This is a genomic window from Acinetobacter wanghuae, assembly GCF_009557235.1.
GTDB lineage: Bacteria > Pseudomonadota > Gammaproteobacteria > Pseudomonadales > Moraxellaceae > Acinetobacter > Acinetobacter wanghuae.
On sequence record NZ_CP045650.1, the window covers coordinates 1355987 to 1368563 of the forward strand.

Sequence of the window (12577 nt, forward strand, 5' to 3'; positions counted from 1 at the left end):
AATATGAAGGTCGATGATTTAAAGAATCATCTTAAGTGCAAAAGCTTGGTTGAGCTTGAGCAAAAACTAGGTGTGTCAAATGCGACGCTTTGGAAATGGGAGACCAACGGTATACCGATCAAAACCCAATGCTTTTTTGAAGTGAAGTACAAAGGTGCAATAAAAGCCGATAGAGCATTAATTGCGTAAATCAATTTTTTAAAGGGGTTTAAAGAAGTGGGAGTGGATGAAATGCAAGAAGCATTGAGTTTAGGTTTCATTGAGCAGCCGGGCAAAAAAACAGAAGTGACAAGCGTTCGATTAACACATGACGCTTTACACGCTGTAGATGCTTTGGCAGGGATGAACGACAAAAAACGTTCTGAGTGGCTGCGTGATGTGGTCATTGAAAAGCTCATGGAGTTGAAGCGACAACATGAGTATTTATCAAAAGCATTTGGCGATTCAACGAATACATTGAATACATCGTACACAAGCAAAACAAGCCCAGTGGGTGCAACCACTGAGCTTGAACGTTCTTAACTATCGAGGTATTAGAACATGTCAAATATTAGCATAAAGAAATGCATCAATACAGGCAACTGGGTCGAAATGTGCCCAACGCTTCACGAAGTCACCACGCGTGGCATTGCTTACTTTGAACAAGTCGCAATGCACAATGGGTCTTTTAATACACAACGTTTATTGGTTGCGGTTGGCAACAATACACGTGGGCGCGTTCAACTCGATTACTGCCCGTTTTGCGGATCAGATATTCAAACCAAGCATGATGGTGGTGACAAATGAATAGCTTAAGCCAATTCAATGCTGATTCAAAATCAATGAGCAGCTTGGAAATTTCAGAGCTCGTTCAATCGCGTCACGACAAAGTTAAGCAGTCAATTGAAAGATTGGTTGAGCGTGGCGTAATAGCACAACCCCCAATGGGGAATGTCGAGAAAATCAATAACTTAGGTTTTTCTATTCAAGTTGGTATTTACATTTTCTCAGGCGAAAAAGGTAAGCGAGATTCAATCATTGTGGTTGCTCAACTTTGCCCCGAGTTTACGGCTCGCTTAGTGGATCGTTGGATGGAATTAGAGAACTACACCAAAAGTGTAGTACCTCAAATCCCTCAATCCTTTGCCGAAGCACTTCAGCTCGCTGCAGATCAAGCACGTCAACTCGAACTCGCAGCTCCAAAAGTTGCTCACTATGACGCTGTGGTTGCTAAAGGTCACTTACTTACAGCTACTCAAGTTGGTGCAAAAGTGGGTCTGTCAGCAGTCGCTTTAAATCGCATCCTTGATAATTTCCGTGTGTACAACAAGGCTCACAAGCGCAGTCGTGTATTCAACACATGGTTCGAAGATCAGGGTTTTGGTGAATTAAAACAAACCACAACAGGTCATTCGCAACCCATGTTCACCACAAAAGGCGAAGCATGGGTAATTGAGAAATTAGTGAGCGAAGGGGTGGCAGCATGAGCAAAATTTTAACAGGTAAAGAAGCGTTAATCGCTTTAGCTGAAGGCAAAACCATAGAAAACTGGAATGGTTCAATTTGGTGGGATATTGAAGGTACTTGGCAAATTGATGTTTTCTTGAAAACCGATAGAAAGTTCCGCCTAAAACCCCACACCATCACAATTAATGGTGTTGATATTGAAGCACCTGAAAAAAATGATGATCCAAATTTAGAGCTTCTTGAGCACGATCAAGACTATTGGCTTGTTGATCTCGCCAATTATCCTGATTTCGTTATCCCGCATAAATGGAAAGGCGACCCACCAGAGTATGCATGGGCTGACCGTGGACTTATTCACTTATCCAAAGATGCCGCTTTACTTCATGCCAAGGCGTTAATTTTGGCGAGCGGAGGCACAACATGACCCATCCATGTGAAAACCAATGCCCGCACTACGACGGAGAATGCTGCAACGTCTGCTTGATTCAGGACGTTGAAGGCGTGGATCTGCTTAACGCGCTAAATGAAGCGTTTGACGAAGTATTTGGAGGTGAAGGGTGAGTGCTAAAAGCTTTATCTCAAACGCATTCATGCTGCCAAACGACCTGATTGATAAGGGTTATATGGCAGAAATGAAAGGACCCGCGCTTGCATGCTACCTATTCATTGTGCGTAAAACACGCGGATGGAACAAAGATTCGGATGCAATCAGTGTTTCTCAACTCGTAAAAGGCACGAAATACAACAAAGATTCTGTGCTTAAAGGTTGTGAAAAATTGGTTCAAATGGGCGTAATCGAGCGTGCACAGTTCGCAAATCAGCCCGCGAAATACACAATTACTGATTACATTTTTGCAGTCGAAAATTTAGATAGCGAAAATATCGCTAGCGAAAATTTAGATAGCAGGGTCGAAAATATAGATAGCGTGCTATCTAAAAAATCGACCCACAATAACAAACCAAAAACAACTAATACAAAAACAAAGGTTGTTATTGATAAATCTGATTCAAAACCATGTTTAACACATAGCAAAAATGGGTTGAGCCTTTCTGAAAAACAAGCTTCGGTATTCGCAAGCAAACTTTCAGATCATGCGGAATTTTGCTCTATGCATGCTCAAACAGGTGAATCACACAACAAGTTTGTTTCACGTTTGAAAATGCTTCTGCGTACACCAGGTTTTGCTGAAAAGAACTTGAGCTATTTAGAGGATGTTGGATTTAAGCGAGGTGGAGCGTGAATACAAAACCAAATTGCACAGTGCCAAAATTCAAACTTGAAGGCTTTGCATGTAAAAAAACAAACACATTGTTCGTGCTTGATCTGGTGAATGGCTATCTACCGTACATGCCGCTTGATGAAGCTGTGAGAACAGATGAAGTGAAATTCAACCATGGTGTAGCTCGTAATGCAGTTATCGAAACCGAGCTCGGCAAAGAGAAGCAATGCAGCGTATGTAAGGATTTTTGGCCAATGGATCCTGAATTCTTTTTTACGAAAACACTGCCACCCAAAAAAAACGGTGAACAGAACAAGTCGTATGACTCAGTTTGTAAGGCTTGTTATGAAATTAAGTATCGAAAAAGAAAACCGGGGCGACGCAACAATATTAGATCAACTGCAGAAAAATTGGTGGCAGCATGAAAAAGCGCAATAAAAAATACAATCCGAACAAACTGGCGCAGATCACAAAATCTAAAGCGTATCAAAAACATACTTTAGAAATGACCTTCAATATTGATGAAGTGAATGAACACATTGATGGATGGCGTGCTGAGAATAACTTTGCTGATAAAGAGCTTACGCCTAAGCACGTGGTGTATGACGTGTATCACGGTGACTTAATTATTGCTCTGAAAAACTTACTTATTCCGCTTGAACAAGAATGGTTTTTAGGTGTGGATTCCCATTACTACAATGCAGAAACGGAAGGAGTTTTGACAGTGCCAACTCAATTTCAAATGCCAAAAATGAGCTTTGAGAAATTTCGCTTTGGATCTGAACTAAAGGTGGATCGTGGTGCAGGGATTAAAACGCGCTGGCAAGGCATTAACAATGAATTAAATAAAATATTGGAACAAGAAGTTCCGCAAGGGTTTGAGCGTGTGCGTAGTGACGCGCTGTTTCGCATAGAAACTGCATTTAACAGCGTGGATGACTATCTGTACTTCAAGCAAGCAAAAGCGCTAAGAGAGCAAGGAGTAGCAGCATGACAAAACATGATTTTACATCGCTCCGTGATGCGATTAATCACTGCAAAGACGAACAAGAAAAAGAATTACTTCCAAGAACAATTTAATTTGATGCACATGGAAGCTGAAGATGAGCGCAATTACGTGGAGTTTGAACGATGAAAGAAGCGATATTTTTGATGGTTGGGGTGTTGTTAGGGGTAGGCTTTTTGAATTGGGTGATTGCGATATGAGTATTGAAAAAGTTTATGAGGTTATTAAAGGTTATCAGTGCTCAGAGCTTCTAATGGTTCTAAACCCTGCTTTAGCGGTGTGGAATCATCAACAAAAAGAAATCGATTCATTAAAAGCCCAACTCAACAACATGGAACGCTGCTACATCGAGAAGAAAAAACAGCTCAATGATGTTCGAGCATACATTGAATCAACATGTCCAGATGGGTTGGTTTCTGAAATAGATCGAATTGTTGAGGTGAAGTCATGAATAAGCATATTAAAACATTGGTCGGTTTTAAAAATGGGACTAAAAGTGTTGCAAAAGACTGTTTTTATGATCTTTGGGATGCTTTGGATGAAATTTTAAGTGCATTCAAGAAAATTGGTTTTGTGATTTTTGCATTCATGATTTGGATATTAAGTCTTGCTTTGATTTGTATTTTACCGCTAGCAACATGGTTGCGCGTGAAGTGGGAACGAGATGCTGAGATTGAAAGTAAAAAAGCTGCACAAGAGTACGCAGATCAAATGACTTGCTTGCATAACAACCGAGGCATCAATGACCAGCATCTCAACCGCTGAATATAAAAAACTATATGCGCCTAAAGCTAAATCTAGGCGCAAATCAAAACGTCCGAGTCGTGGCGTGAAAGTTGAGAGCGAAGGTGAAGCAACACTCAGCCTTCAGCTTAAAGCGTCAAAAATCGCATTTGAGAGAGAATTTCAATTTTATGCATCACGGAAATGGCGATCTGATTTCCATCTGGTAGAAAAAAAGATTTTGATTGAGGTGGAAGGCGGGATTTGGTCAGGTGGTCGTCATACAAGAGCAAAAGGCTACTTGGGCGACATGGAAAAATATAACGCTGCTACGGCGTTGGGGTATCAAATTTATCGTTTTAGCACTGAGCAAGTTAAATCAGGCTTTGCGATTAAACAAATTATAGAGTTAGTCGGGGAATAGGGATGAATGCAGTAGTAACGATTACAGGCGCAGTAAATTGGTCGAAATTCACTTTAGAAGAATGGCTTTATCAGTTTGGCGCATGGATGAATAGCGTATCTGGTACATGTGGGAAAAGTATCAATCCGATTGCGATTGCGATGGATCAAGCGGTGATTAAATCAAAAGCCGCTAAAATCAATCTCACCAAGTCTGAAATCATTGCAAACTATGTTGCAAGCGATGAAGATAAGCCAAAGCTACAGCGCTCAAATATTACGTGTTTAATTAGTGATAACGAAGCACGGGCAGTACAGCGTTTGATTTTAGATATGCAGGGCAAGTCTGAGGTGTTGGATGAGTGGCTTGATGTAGTAATTGCTCGACACTTTTATTGCAACTCATTTGCCAAGATTGCAGATGAGCACCATAAGTCGTTAATGGATGTGAAATTCGATAATAAAGCAGGACTTGCAGCAATCTATGCTCGAAATTTATTCATCAAACACCGTTGACAGTGACGTCAGTGATATGGCATATTTATGGTATAGTGGTCACAGTTGCATTAAAGGCACTCGTGATCGCAAATTGATTGAATCCGCAGGCGATGCGGTAAAAACATAAATGCATTGTAGACTCGTGAAATCCGATGAAGATGCATAAGCAAGGGTTCGCAACTTGCCAATCAATGAGCCTAGCTTCTGCTTGATGAAGCCGTTGGGTGATGAAACGTTAAGCACGAAAATTTAAGAATATTCACGAAAGCCAAAGCTCGAAAGAGACATTACGTGATGCAAAAGGGATCAATGAGATGGCGACCCTTAGCCCCTAGATGCAGTGCGGTATGAGCGGGTACACAAAACTCAGAGTGCATCAGTGTTGTGTGACAGCCTGAAAGAAGGCAATTTTGGAGAGTGAATAAAACGGATTACAGGACCTGACACCGTTTTTCAGTTTAAATCGCTGAATTGTTCATTCTACCAAAGTTAAGTCGTCGAAAAATTTAACTTAGCCCACCTCGGTGGGCTTTTTTGTTGTCTGAAAATCAATAATCCAAAATAGGAGATTGCCATGAAAGACGCAATTACTTGGGCTTAATTCGATTAGGTGTGCATGCATTTCAACACTATACACTTAGTCGCATGCTCACCTGTTACGCCAGCTATCTTTATTCGTAGTGGTTTATAGATTAATGCTGGCACCTTAGGTCAATGATGTAACGGTAGCATAACGGTCTCCAAAATCGTTTGTTCAGGTTCGAATCCTGATTGACTTGCCAAATTCCAAACGGATGCTGTTTTTCCCGATTCAGCATCACCTTTGGGATTACTGGAGTATTCAATGCTTCAATTCATCAAAATTCTGCTCTGTCCACATTTTCAAATCACACAACAAATGCATTCAGATCACAACGGCGATCCGATCAAAGTGTGCGTGTGTGGTAAGCACATCAAAGTTTAAAGGACCCGCGTTGCATGGGGCAGCGCTTCGCTGTGAGGCATGACAGCAGACCGCATACATTTGGGAGAATGTGTGCGGTCTTTCTTTTTTTAAGGATTAAGCATGTGGCAATTCTTACTTGGCTTCATCATCGCTTGGGTTGTTTGTTGTTGCTATACGCATATTTGCGTGGCAAATGAATGCGAACGCCTTGGTGGTTTCTTTGTTGGATCTAAAACTTATAAATGCGTGGTGATTGAAGATGAATCGCAAACAAAAGAAAAATTAAGCGCCGTATTGCACGTGAACACACCAAGAAGCAATCAAAAATAAATGAAACGCCGTATGAGCAAAGTGTTTGGGATTATTCGCAAGATGATTTCTATCAGTTTGTAGATAGTGACTATGGTGCATCTAAACCGTATTGGATTTGGTGTTTACTCATATTAATTATGTTTGGGGTCTTGCTATGGTCGATCGTGTAGAAGCGCGAAAGAATTTAGAAAAACTTGAATCTGACTTATATCACTTACAACAATTAAATCATCTCAATTCACGTTATGCATTTAAGCGCGAATGTCGTGATCGAATGAGTGAATTAAATGAACAAATCAAAAGCATTGAGTGGCAATTGTCGCAACCCGCAAAGACTCGTTGAGATCCGCAAACTACCTTGTGTAAATTGCGGTAGACATCCAGTCGATGCAGCGCATTCAAATTTTGCTGAGCATGGGAAAGGGAAAGGCATTAAAGCGGATGATAATTACACAATACCGCTTTGCCGAAACTGTCACATGAATTTTGATCTCTATGTGAATAAGAATCGTGATGAGTCGAAAGAGTGGTTTTTAAAGCATTTAGGGACTACAGAAAGAATGTTGAGTTCTAATGATGAAGAATACTTCTAAAATCGAACCTGCATCATTTCTTATAAAAGATCACTCAGATATCACACGTGTTATTAATTATCTGCACACCAACTATCAAAAAACAGATAAACCATTGGTTGTGCATATAGATCAAAAACAAGAAGACCGCAGCAAAGCACAGAATCGCTTGTATTGGCTTTGGTTGTCGCAATGGTCTAAACGTCAAGGCACAGACAAAGACAGTGAGCATTTGTATTTTAAGAAGCATTTGCTTGCACGTATTTATGCGCGTGATGATGTTGGTCAGTACAAACAGACATTTGCAGCAGTTAAAGTTTTAAGAGACCAGAAGCATCCGCAATATCAAGCGGTCGCAGATGGTTTAAATGAACTTATAAGCACAACAGATGCAAGTGTTGATCAATTTACTGAATACCTGAATGACATACATGCGTTCTGCTTAAAACATGGGTGCTATCTGCATACACCTGATGATTTGATGTATGCGTGGGGGATGAAGTTGTGATTTAATGCATTTTATATAACCAAAAAGGAAGTTTAAATAAAATGACATTTAACAATAAATTTATCGCGACAAGTGCAGATGGTAGTGAGATCAAGGGGGATGCCAAGGTATCCCCAGTGAATGAGGATGGGAAACTAGAGAGAGTACCTCGCTCTGTAACTTTTGAGATTAGCGTTGATGTTGACGAGAACTCAGAATTCATTCATCCGCAAGATGGAAAAAAGTATAAAGTAAAGTTTAGTGATATTTAACAAAGACCTCCTTCGGGAGGTTTTTTAATGGCTGAAGATTATGAAAAGACCATATCCACCAATCCAAGATAATCAAAACACAGATGTTGAAGATGATGAATTTATTGAAAGCGGTGGTCTGCTTCACTTCGAGCCTGCAAACAATGATTTATGGCCGTGGATCCGAGAAACCTTTCTTGAATCATGGGGGAAACTCCACAATCCAGATCATGAGCACCTATTAAGCTTTCAGCCTCCTGAGATTTCATTCTTATGGGCTTACTCAACATGCAAGGCTAAAGGTCGTCGTGTATTGGGCCAGACTGAAAAACTCATGATTAATGTGGGTGGATGGAAAAAGAACCGGCAGGAAGTTCAACTGATTGAATGGTTCGGCGACGTGCCTAAATACATCATCACATTGGATGCTCGTGTGTGCCAGGTGATGAGTGATGTAGATTTCTGCGCATTGGTAGAGCATGAGCTTTATCACATTGGGCAAGAGCGAAATGAAGAAGGTGAATTAATGTGGAGTGCTTCCACTGGTCTGCCAAAGCTTTATTTACGTGGTCACGATGTTGAAGAATTCCATGGTGTAGTCCAGCGTTACGGTGCATCACCAGATGTCCAAAAAATGGTAGAGCTTGCAAATGATGGTCCAACTATATCTCGGGCTAATATTGCTCATGCATGCGGTACGTGTTTATTGAAGTTGGCTTAATTTTTTGCCTGCTTTGTACGACGTAGAACGACAAAGAGGTGGGTATGGCGGCACTTAAAGAGCCTGTAAAAATCTTTATAGTCCAGTCGCTTGCTTGCTTTGAAACCCCTCAACAAGTAGCCGATGCGGTAGAAGAAATATATAAGATCAAGATTGATCGTAAGCAATGTCACAGCTACGACCCAACAAAGTATGCTGGTCGAAATCTAAGTAAAAAATTAAAAGACCTTTTTGAGCGAACTCGAAAGGATTTTAAAGAAAACATCGAAGACATTCCGATTGCTAACAAAGCCTTTCACTTTAAAGAACTCCAAAAGATGTATGACGATTGGGGTAAGAACAAGGTCATGCGTCAGAACGTGCTTAAACAAGCACAAGGATTACTGCAGTCAGGTAAAAGTGCTGGTCCAAGTGGCTTGTCTGAGAAAGAACAGATTGAAATTGATATTAAGCGTTTAGAGCTTGAGAAACTGCAAAAAGAAGTAAGACCTCTTGCAACTCGACCTCCAGGGGAAGATTACAAAATCAGCCTAAATCCTGATGAGGAAATTCCAAGTGAGCCAATTCTTTAATCCGCCTGACGGTGCTGTAAAACTCACACCTAAGCAAGCCAATATCTATTTATGGGGTTGGCAAAAAAACGCACGTTTTCGCGATGCTGTTTGTGGTCGTCGTTTCGGCAAAACATTTCTTGCTAAAGCTGAAATGCGTCGAGCTGCACGATTAGCCGCAAAATGGAATGTTTCAGTTGAGGATGAGATTTGGTACTCAGCGCCAACATTTAAACAAGCTAAACGTGTTTTTTGGAAACGACTAAAGCAAGCAATTCCACCATCTTGGCGCGCAGGTAAGCCGAACGAAACTGAATGCACAATCACACTGAAAAGCGGTCATGTTATTCGTGTTGTCGGCTTAGATAACTACGATGACTTGCGTGGTAGTGGTTTATTTTTCCTGATCATTGATGAATGGGCAGACTGTAAGTGGGCTGCATGGGAAGAAGTCCTACGCCCAATGCTGTCAACATGCAAATACATTGTGAATGGTGAGCAGCGTGTTGGTGGTCATGTCCTAAGGATTGGTACACCGAAAGGCTTTAACCATTGCTATGACACTTTCATGGATGGTCAGCCAGGACATGAGCCAGATTGCCGTAGCTTTTCCTATACATCATTGCAAGGCGGCAATATTCCTGAATCGGAAATCATTGTTGCCAAGCGCAAGATGGACCCGAAAACATTCAGTCAGGAATATGAAGCCAGTTTTGAAAGCTATCAGGGCGTTATTTATTACTGCTACAACCGTGTTTTAAACGCATCCACGGAAACCGTCCAGCCAAATGACACTCTGCACATTGGTATGGACTTCAACGTTACTAAGATGTCAGCGGTTGTATATGTCCGTCGTGGCGACACCATGCATGCTGTGGATGAGTTTGTTGATCTATTTGACACGCCAGCAATGATTGAAGCGATTAAAGAGCGCTATCCAAAGCATTCAATTGGAGTTTATCCAGATGCTTCGGGTGATAATCGGAAGTCTGTGGGTGCAAGTTACACAGATATCTCTTTGCTTAAAAATGCAGGGTTTAATGTTTTTGTTAATACAACAAACCCAGCCGTAAAGGACCGCATCAACTCTACAAACGGAATGTTGTGCAATACCTTGGGCTCGAGAAGATTGTTCGTTAATACAGATAAGTGTCCACGATTTGCTAAATGCCTAGAACGACAAATCTATGATGACCATGGTCAGCCGGATAAGAAGGCGGGCTTTGACCATATGAACGACTCAGGCACATACCCAATTGCCTACTTATTCCCGATTAAAATTAAACAAGATCCAATAGAAATCAATCCAATCCCAACCATCAATCGTTGGAATTAAATGGAGTCAAGTTGTGACTGATAAAGACAATCAACTTGCCCACATCCATTCACTCGCAAAGCGACAATTCGACAAAGCCCAATGTGCTGTAGCTAATGAGCGTAAACAGTGCCTGGAAGATCGTCGTTTTTATTCTATTGCAGGTGCACAGTGGGAGGGCAAGCTCGGCGAGCAGTTTGAAAATAAGCCTAAATTTGAAGTCAACAAGATTCACTTGGCTGTTATTCGCATTATCAATGAGTATCGAAATAACCGCATTGGTGTGAACTTCATTAGCAAAGATGGTTCAGCAAGCGATGATCTGGCTGATACCTGTGCAAAGCTTTACCGGGCAGATGAGCAGGATTCGTCAGCAGAAGAAGCGTATGACAATGCGTTTGAGGAAGCTGTCGGCGGTGGCTTTGGTGCGTGGCGTCTTCGTGCGACGTATGAAGATGAGGATGATGAAGAAAATGAGCAACAGCGAATCAGGATTGAACCAATCTTTGATGCCGACTCATGCGTGTTCTTTGACCCAGATTCGAAGCGCCAAGATAAAGCTGATGCACGTTATTGCTTTGTTTTAACTGCAATGACCTGTGATGCCTATGAAGAAGAATACGGTGAGCATCCAGCATCCTGGAATAAAGACATCACGGCCAGTCAGTTTGATTGGTCCACAACCGACTCGGTTTATGTTGCTGAGTATTACCGTGTTGAGAAAGTTAAAGAGAAGGTTTTCACATACCGACTCATTGATGGATCTGAAGAGCGCCATAGCAAAGAAAAACTTGATAGTGATCCAAGCATTCTTGAGGAGCTGGAAGCAACAGGCGCTCAAGAGGTTCGATCTCGCACCATTGAACGCAAGCGCATTCGCAAGATTCTTATGTCTGGCGGTCGTGTTCTTGAAGATTATGGCTTTATCGCTGGTCGACACATCCCCATTGTGCCTGTCTATGGCAAGCGCTGGTACATCGATAATATGGAGCGCTGCATGGGCCATGTCCGGCTCTGTAAAGATGCTCAGCGACTGAAGAACATGCAGTTGTCTAAGCTTGGTGAGCTTAGCGCCATGTCCAGTGTTGAGAAGCCTATTCTTGCACCGGAGCAGGTTGCTGGTGTTCAACATATGTGGGCTCAAGACAACATTGAGAACTTCCCGTATTTGCTTGCACACCCGCTTAAAGACGCAATGGGTAATGTAGTAGCACAAGGGCCGGTTGCATACACCAAGCCGCCAAATATCCCGCCAGCAATGGGCGCTTTACTTCAGGTTACCGAGCAGGATTTATCAGACATTCTGGGTAATCAAGATTCTGGCGACGAGATGCAATCCAATATGAGTGGTGTTGCGGTCGAGCTGATTCAAAACCGTTTAGACATGCAGTCTTTCATCTACATTTCAAACTTCGCTAAAGGCGTGCGTCGCTCTGGTGAAATCTGGTTGTCTATGGCATCTGAGTTGTATGTCGAAGATGGCCGAAAGATGAAGGTGGTTGGTAATCAAGAAGAGGTCGACTCAATTGAATTGTTTAAGCCAATTTATAACGAAGCATCTGGTGAAGTTGAGCGTGCAAACGATTTAACCAAAGCTAGGTTTGATGTTGCGATTGATATTGGCCCGACATCATCCAGCAAGCGATCTGCCACTGTGCGCTCATTGACAAACATGCTGCCACTCATGGGTGATCCAATGGACCAGCAAGTGCTCGGCTCCATGATCATGATGAATATGGAAGGCGAGGGTGTTAATGAGGTCCGTGAGTATTACCGCAAGAAACTGTTGCGATTGGGTGTTGTAGAGCCAACTAAAGAAGAAGCTCAGCAACTCGCACAAGAAGCCCAAAATCAACAGCCTGATGCAAATACGCTGTATCTGCAATCCGAAGCTGAAAAGAATAAATCACTCGCAATCAAGGCGCAGGCAGACACTGAACTTGCGATAGCAAGAGCAGAAGAAACCAAAGCCAAAGCAATCGATTTAATGACACGCCTAGATATGGATGAGCGACAAGCAGTGCTTGAAGCAATCGGCCAGCTAGGTACGCAACCACAACAGGCAACCGTTCAGCCTACACAGAACGAGGAAATGCAATATGTCAATTGAAGACCTGCGCACAGAAC

21 protein-coding genes and 1 tRNA gene are annotated in these 12577 nt (G+C 42.0%); all 22 read left to right on the forward strand.

Going from position 1 to position 12577, the window contains the following annotated elements:
- The first annotated feature begins 3 nt into the window (after positions 1-3).
- Positions 4-189 (forward strand): hypothetical protein, encoded by a 186-nt coding sequence (locus GFH30_RS06300; protein WP_153371419.1) that lies wholly within the window; start codon positions 4-6, stop codon positions 187-189.
- Between the two features lie 42 nt (positions 190-231).
- Positions 232-522 (forward strand): hypothetical protein, encoded by a 291-nt coding sequence (locus GFH30_RS06305; protein WP_171501463.1) that lies wholly within the window; start codon positions 232-234, stop codon positions 520-522.
- 18 nt (positions 523-540) lie between these two features.
- Complete coding sequence (locus tag GFH30_RS06310; RefSeq protein ID WP_153371421.1) at positions 541-786, forward strand: hypothetical protein; 246 nt, start codon at positions 541-543, stop codon at positions 784-786.
- Positions 783-1466, forward strand: coding sequence for a phage antirepressor KilAC domain-containing protein (locus tag GFH30_RS06315; RefSeq protein WP_153371422.1), 684 nt, complete (start codon positions 783-785; stop codon positions 1464-1466). Before GFH30_RS06310 ends, GFH30_RS06315 begins: the two co-directional genes overlap by 4 nt.
- Entirely contained in the window at positions 1463-1870 is a 408-nt protein-coding gene (locus GFH30_RS06320) for a hypothetical protein (protein ID WP_153371423.1), read from the forward strand. The genes GFH30_RS06315 and GFH30_RS06320 overlap by 4 nt, the downstream gene beginning before the upstream one ends.
- A 166-nt stretch (positions 1871-2036) precedes the next feature.
- Positions 2037-2687, forward strand: coding sequence for a replication protein (locus GFH30_RS06325; RefSeq protein WP_153373380.1), 651 nt, complete (start codon positions 2037-2039; stop codon positions 2685-2687).
- Positions 2684-3091: a hypothetical protein gene (locus GFH30_RS13440; protein WP_227551594.1), complete on the forward strand. Its 408-nt coding sequence runs from the start codon at positions 2684-2686 to the stop codon at positions 3089-3091. Before GFH30_RS06325 ends, GFH30_RS13440 begins: the two co-directional genes overlap by 4 nt.
- Positions 3088-3660, forward strand: a complete 573-nt coding sequence (locus tag GFH30_RS06335; RefSeq protein WP_153371424.1) for a hypothetical protein — start codon at positions 3088-3090, stop codon at positions 3658-3660. Before GFH30_RS13440 ends, GFH30_RS06335 begins: the two co-directional genes overlap by 4 nt.
- 109 nt (positions 3661-3769) lie before the next feature.
- On the forward strand, positions 3770-4123 hold the full coding sequence (locus GFH30_RS06340; protein ID WP_153371425.1) for a hypothetical protein: 354 nt from the start codon (positions 3770-3772) through the stop codon (positions 4121-4123).
- A complete protein-coding gene (locus tag GFH30_RS06345; protein WP_153371426.1) occupies positions 4120-4437 on the forward strand; it encodes a hypothetical protein in 318 nt (105 codons plus the stop codon). Before GFH30_RS06340 ends, GFH30_RS06345 begins: the two co-directional genes overlap by 4 nt.
- Positions 4415-4819: a PDDEXK family nuclease gene (locus GFH30_RS06350; protein WP_153371427.1), complete on the forward strand. Its 405-nt coding sequence runs from the start codon at positions 4415-4417 to the stop codon at positions 4817-4819. Before GFH30_RS06345 ends, GFH30_RS06350 begins: the two co-directional genes overlap by 23 nt.
- Before the next feature lie 2 nt (positions 4820-4821).
- Complete coding sequence (locus GFH30_RS06355) at positions 4822-5313, forward strand: hypothetical protein (RefSeq protein ID WP_153371428.1); 492 nt, start codon at positions 4822-4824, stop codon at positions 5311-5313.
- Positions 5314-6003: 690 nt separating this feature from the next.
- Positions 6004-6077: transfer RNA gene (locus GFH30_RS06360), tRNA-Trp, on the forward strand.
- Between the two features lie 284 nt (positions 6078-6361).
- The gene (locus tag GFH30_RS06365) at positions 6362-6571 is read left to right on the forward strand and encodes a hypothetical protein (RefSeq protein WP_153371429.1); all 210 of its coding nucleotides are present in this window, start codon (positions 6362-6364) and stop codon (positions 6569-6571) included.
- A 136-nt stretch (positions 6572-6707) separates the two neighbouring features.
- The gene (locus tag GFH30_RS06370; protein ID WP_153371430.1) at positions 6708-6896 is read left to right on the forward strand and encodes a hypothetical protein; all 189 of its coding nucleotides are present in this window, start codon (positions 6708-6710) and stop codon (positions 6894-6896) included.
- Positions 6841-7146 (forward strand): DUF968 domain-containing protein, encoded by a 306-nt coding sequence (locus GFH30_RS06375; protein ID WP_153371431.1) that lies wholly within the window; start codon positions 6841-6843, stop codon positions 7144-7146. The genes GFH30_RS06370 and GFH30_RS06375 overlap by 56 nt, the downstream gene beginning before the upstream one ends.
- Complete coding sequence (locus GFH30_RS06380; protein ID WP_406565741.1) at positions 7127-7633, forward strand: hypothetical protein; 507 nt, start codon at positions 7127-7129, stop codon at positions 7631-7633. Before GFH30_RS06375 ends, GFH30_RS06380 begins: the two co-directional genes overlap by 20 nt.
- Before the next feature lie 41 nt (positions 7634-7674).
- A complete protein-coding gene (locus GFH30_RS06385; protein ID WP_153371432.1) occupies positions 7675-7884 on the forward strand; it encodes a hypothetical protein in 210 nt (69 codons plus the stop codon).
- Between the two features lie 40 nt (positions 7885-7924).
- Complete coding sequence (locus GFH30_RS06390) at positions 7925-8584, forward strand: putative metallopeptidase (protein WP_153371433.1); 660 nt, start codon at positions 7925-7927, stop codon at positions 8582-8584.
- 44 nt (positions 8585-8628) lie between these two features.
- Positions 8629-9156: a DUF2280 domain-containing protein gene (locus tag GFH30_RS06395; protein WP_153371434.1), complete on the forward strand. Its 528-nt coding sequence runs from the start codon at positions 8629-8631 to the stop codon at positions 9154-9156.
- On the forward strand, positions 9140-10471 hold the full coding sequence (locus GFH30_RS06400; protein WP_153371435.1) for a phage terminase large subunit family protein: 1332 nt from the start codon (positions 9140-9142) through the stop codon (positions 10469-10471). Before GFH30_RS06395 ends, GFH30_RS06400 begins: the two co-directional genes overlap by 17 nt.
- Positions 10472-10484: 13 nt before the next feature.
- Positions 10485-12560 carry a portal protein gene (locus GFH30_RS06405; RefSeq protein WP_153371436.1) on the forward strand — a complete coding sequence of 692 codons (2076 nt, stop codon included), beginning with the start codon at positions 10485-10487 and terminating at the stop codon, positions 12558-12560.
- Positions 12561-12577 lie beyond the last annotated feature (17 nt).

Coding starts and splice junctions, on each gene's coding strand:
- GFH30_RS06300 (WP_153371419.1), top strand. CDS start 4: ATGAAGGTCGATGATTTAAAGAATCATCTTAAGTGCAAAAGCTTGGTT.
- GFH30_RS06345 (WP_153371426.1), top strand. CDS start 4,120: ATGAATAAGCATATTAAAACATTGGTCGGTTTTAAAAATGGGACTAAA.
- GFH30_RS06340 (WP_153371425.1), top strand. CDS start 3,770: ATGAGCGCAATTACGTGGAGTTTGAACGATGAAAGAAGCGATATTTTT.
- GFH30_RS06390 (WP_153371433.1), top strand. CDS start 7,925: ATGAAAAGACCATATCCACCAATCCAAGATAATCAAAACACAGATGTT.
- GFH30_RS06355 (WP_153371428.1), top strand. CDS start 4,822: ATGAATGCAGTAGTAACGATTACAGGCGCAGTAAATTGGTCGAAATTC.
- GFH30_RS06395 (WP_153371434.1), top strand. CDS start 8,629: ATGGCGGCACTTAAAGAGCCTGTAAAAATCTTTATAGTCCAGTCGCTT.
- GFH30_RS06380 (WP_406565741.1), top strand. CDS start 7,127: ATGATGAAGAATACTTCTAAAATCGAACCTGCATCATTTCTTATAAAA.
- GFH30_RS06335 (WP_153371424.1), top strand. CDS start 3,088: ATGAAAAAGCGCAATAAAAAATACAATCCGAACAAACTGGCGCAGATC.
- GFH30_RS06365 (WP_153371429.1), top strand. CDS start 6,362: ATGTGGCAATTCTTACTTGGCTTCATCATCGCTTGGGTTGTTTGTTGT.
- GFH30_RS06305 (WP_171501463.1), top strand. CDS start 232: ATGCAAGAAGCATTGAGTTTAGGTTTCATTGAGCAGCCGGGCAAAAAA.
- GFH30_RS06325 (WP_153373380.1), top strand. CDS start 2,037: ATGCTGCCAAACGACCTGATTGATAAGGGTTATATGGCAGAAATGAAA.
- GFH30_RS06315 (WP_153371422.1), top strand. CDS start 783: ATGAATAGCTTAAGCCAATTCAATGCTGATTCAAAATCAATGAGCAGC.
- GFH30_RS06375 (WP_153371431.1), top strand. CDS start 6,841: ATGAACAAATCAAAAGCATTGAGTGGCAATTGTCGCAACCCGCAAAGA.
- GFH30_RS06310 (WP_153371421.1), top strand. CDS start 541: ATGTCAAATATTAGCATAAAGAAATGCATCAATACAGGCAACTGGGTC.
- GFH30_RS06385 (WP_153371432.1), top strand. CDS start 7,675: ATGACATTTAACAATAAATTTATCGCGACAAGTGCAGATGGTAGTGAG.
- GFH30_RS06370 (WP_153371430.1), top strand. CDS start 6,708: ATGGTCGATCGTGTAGAAGCGCGAAAGAATTTAGAAAAACTTGAATCT.
- GFH30_RS06320 (WP_153371423.1), top strand. CDS start 1,463: ATGAGCAAAATTTTAACAGGTAAAGAAGCGTTAATCGCTTTAGCTGAA.
- GFH30_RS06350 (WP_153371427.1), top strand. CDS start 4,415: ATGACCAGCATCTCAACCGCTGAATATAAAAAACTATATGCGCCTAAA.